This is a genomic window from uncultured Sunxiuqinia sp. (assembly GCF_963974515.1).
Taxonomy (GTDB): Bacteria; Bacteroidota; Bacteroidia; order Bacteroidales; family Prolixibacteraceae; genus Sunxiuqinia.
In genome coordinates this window covers 1-3,343 of the sequence record NZ_CAXBDD010000192.1, presented here as the reverse complement: position 1 = coordinate 3,343, position 3,343 = coordinate 1, and the positions used below count along the sequence as shown (strand labels likewise).

3 protein-coding genes are annotated in these 3,343 nt (G+C 47.4%); all 3 read left to right on the top strand.

Features of this window, described 5'->3' with window-relative positions:
- Nucleotides 1–36: 36 nt before the first annotated feature.
- The 3 genes from AAC033_RS18730 (at nucleotide 37) to pyrF (ending at nucleotide 3,319) form a co-directional block, all read left to right on the top strand.
- Complete coding sequence (locus AAC033_RS18730) at nucleotides 37–1,203, top strand: AIR synthase related protein (RefSeq protein WP_339741022.1); 1,167 nt, start codon at nucleotides 37–39, stop codon at nucleotides 1,201–1,203.
- Between the two features lie 111 nt (nucleotides 1,204–1,314).
- The gene (prfA, locus tag AAC033_RS18725; protein WP_339741020.1) at nucleotides 1,315–2,400 is read left to right on the top strand and encodes a peptide chain release factor 1; all 1,086 of its coding nucleotides are present in this window, start codon (nucleotides 1,315–1,317) and stop codon (nucleotides 2,398–2,400) included.
- An 85-nt stretch (nucleotides 2,401–2,485) separates the two neighbouring features.
- Nucleotides 2,486–3,319: an orotidine-5'-phosphate decarboxylase gene (pyrF, locus tag AAC033_RS18720; RefSeq protein ID WP_339741017.1), complete on the top strand. Its 834-nt coding sequence runs from the start codon at nucleotides 2,486–2,488 to the stop codon at nucleotides 3,317–3,319.
- Nucleotides 3,320–3,343 lie beyond the last annotated feature (24 nt).

The window sequence follows — 3,343 nt, the reverse complement described above, 5'->3', positions numbered from 1 at the left end:
TATTAACTTTGTGCCCTGAAATTATAGATTGATTTTATGACTGACAACAGGTATATGGCACGGGGCGTTTCGGCATCGAAAGAAGATGTCCATCAGGCCATTAAAAATATCGACAAAGGATTATTTCCCAAGGCATTTTGCAAAATTATTCCTGATATGCTGGGTGGTGATCCCGACTGGTGCAACATCATGCATGCCGATGGCGCCGGAACCAAATCGTCGTTGGCCTACCTGTATTGGAAAGAAACCGGCGACATCTCGGTGTGGAAAGGAATTGCTCAGGATGCGCTGATTATGAACATTGACGACTTGCTTTGCGTGGGGGCAACCGACAATATTTTGCTGTCGTCAACCATTGGACGGAACAAAAACAAAATCCCAGGGGAAGTCATAGCCGCGATCATCAACGGAACCGATGAGCTTTGCCGCGAATTGCAGGAAATGGGTGTGGGCGTTTATCCTACGGGCGGCGAAACAGCAGATGTGGGCGATGTGGTGCGAACCATCATCGTCGATTCGACCGTAACCTGCCGTATGAAGCGCGAAGATGTGATTTCGGCTGATAACATTCAGGCTGGTGATGTCATTGTAGGACTGGCCTCATATGGTCAAGCCACCTATGAAAAGGAATACAACGGTGGCATGGGAAGCAACGGGCTGACTTCGGCACGGCACGATGTGTTTGCCAATTACCTGGCGCAGAAATACCCCGAAAGTTTTGATCCTGAAGTCCCGGCTGATTTGGTTTACTCGGGTAGCAAAAAGCTGACCGACGCGATTGACGGGCTTGGGTTGGATGCCGGCAAGCTGGTGCTTTCGCCTACACGGACCTATGCTCCGGTGATCAAAAATATGTTGGATCATCACCGGAAAAATATTCATGGTATGGTTCATTGCTCCGGTGGCGCGCAAACCAAAGTGCTGCACTTTATCGATGGCGTGCATGTGATTAAAGATAATCTGTTTCCGGTTCCTCCGCTGTTTAAACTGATTCAGGAAGAATCGAAAACCGATTGGGCCGAAATGTACAAGGTGTTTAACATGGGCCACCGCATGGAAATTTATGTGAAACCCGAACTGGCCGAGTCGATTATCGAAATATCGAAGTCATTTAACATTGATGCACAGGTTGTTGGACGTGTTGAATCCTTTGAAGGTAAAAAACTCACCATCGAATCTGAATTTGGAACGTTTGAATATTAGCATAGGAAAGCTGTCAAAGAAGGTGTAGAACCCAGTGAATTCAGGAGCGATTTGCGTGGCTTCCTGGTGTGGAGATTTGGAATTTTTAACTTGGAATTTGGAACAAAAAATATGGCAGACCATTCAATATTAGAAAAATACGAAGCCATTCAGCACCGGCTGGATGAAGTTGGACAGCAGATTACCGATCCGTCGGTGATGTCTGACATGAAGCGCTATGTCAAGCTAAGCCAGGAATACAAACGCCTGGAATCGCTGGTAAAAGCGTTTAAAGATTACCGTAACCTGGTTGATAATATTCAATCGGGTAAGGAAATGCTGGCACAGGAATCGGATGAGGAAATCCGTGAAATGGCAAAAGAGGAAATTGAAACCAGCGAGGAACAACTTCCCGCCAAAGAAAAGGAAATTAAACTTCTGCTGGTTCCGGCAGATCCGGAAGACAGCAAAAATGCCATTCTGGAGATCCGTGCCGGAACCGGGGGCGACGAGGCCAGCATTTTTGCCGGCGACTTGTTCCGTATGTATACCAAATACTGCGAGAAAAAAGGTTGGCGCATGGAAGTCACCAACCTCAGCGAAGGAACCTCGGGTGGCTACAAGGAAATTGTGGCTAATGTGTCGGGAGCCGGGGTTTACGGAATTCTGAAATATGAATCGGGCGTGCATCGTGTGCAACGTGTACCACAAACCGAAACACAGGGGCGGGTGCATACTTCGGCCGCATCGGTTGCTGTTTTGCCCGAGGCTGAGGAATTTGACATTGAGCTGAAAAATGAAGATATCCGCCGCGATGAGTTTTGCTCTTCGGGTCCCGGAGGACAGTCGGTCAACACCACTTATTCCGCCATCCGGTTGACGCACATTCCCACCGGGATTGTCGTCCAATGTCAGGATCAGAAGTCGAAATTGAAAAACCTGGATAAGGCAATGGTTGAGTTGCGTTCGCGTATTTACAACATGGAACACCAAAAGTATTTGGATGAAATTGCTTCGAAACGGAAAACCATGGTTTCCACCGGCGACCGTTCAGCAAAAATCCGGACCTACAACTGGCCGCAAGGACGGGTGACCGACCACCGCATCAATCTGACGCTTTACAACCTGCAGGCAATTATTGGTGGCGATATCGACGAGATCATCGAAAAGCTGATGGTGGAAGAAAACTCCGAGAAACTAAAAGAAGCTGAAATTTAGGAAGTCTCAGTTTCCCGTCCTGGTTTTCAGTAAAAACTGTTAACTGTGACTCTGACTGTGAACTCCATATATACAACTCTATTCAATGAACCGCGAACAACTATTTGAACAAATCAGAAAAAAACGAAGCTTTTTGTGTGTCGGACTCGATTCGGATATACTCAAGATACCAGCGCACCTGAAAGAGACTTCGGATCCTATCTTTGCTTTTAACAAGGAAATTATTGACGCGACCCAGGATTTGTGCGTGGCGTACAAACCCAATCTGGCTTTTTATGAAAGCCTCGGCGTTTCGGGTTGGGAAAGCCTCGAGAAAACCGTGCATTACATTCGTCAAAAATATCCCGAGCTGTTTATTATTGCCGATGCCAAACGTGGCGACATTGGCAATACGTCGAATTTGTATGCCCGGGCTTTTTTCGATCGCATGGATTTTGACGCAGTAACTGTGGCGCCATACATGGGTGAAGATTCGGTGAAGCCTTTTATGACTTACCTCGACAAATGGGTGATTCTGCTGGCATTGACCTCGAACAAGGGAGCGGCTGATTTTCAATTTCAGAAGAATGAATCAACGGGCGACTTGTTGTACGAATCGGTTTTGAAAACGTCACGACAATGGGGCGATACCGACAACATGATGTATGTGGTGGGGGCAACCAAGGCAGAGAAGTTGGAAGAAATCCGCGAACTGGTGCCCGACCATTTTCTGTTAGTGCCCGGGGTTGGCGCGCAAGGTGGAAGTCTGGAAGAAGTAGCTAAATACGGCATGAATGACCAATGCGGTCTGTTGGTGAACTCGTCGAGGGCCATTATCTATGCCTCAGCAGATACCGACTTTGCCGAAAAAGCCCGCGAAGCGGCTATGGATGTGCAGGTGGATATGGAAGAATTACTGTTGGAGGCGGAATTGCTTTAACCATTGCTGAAGAATAATAGATAG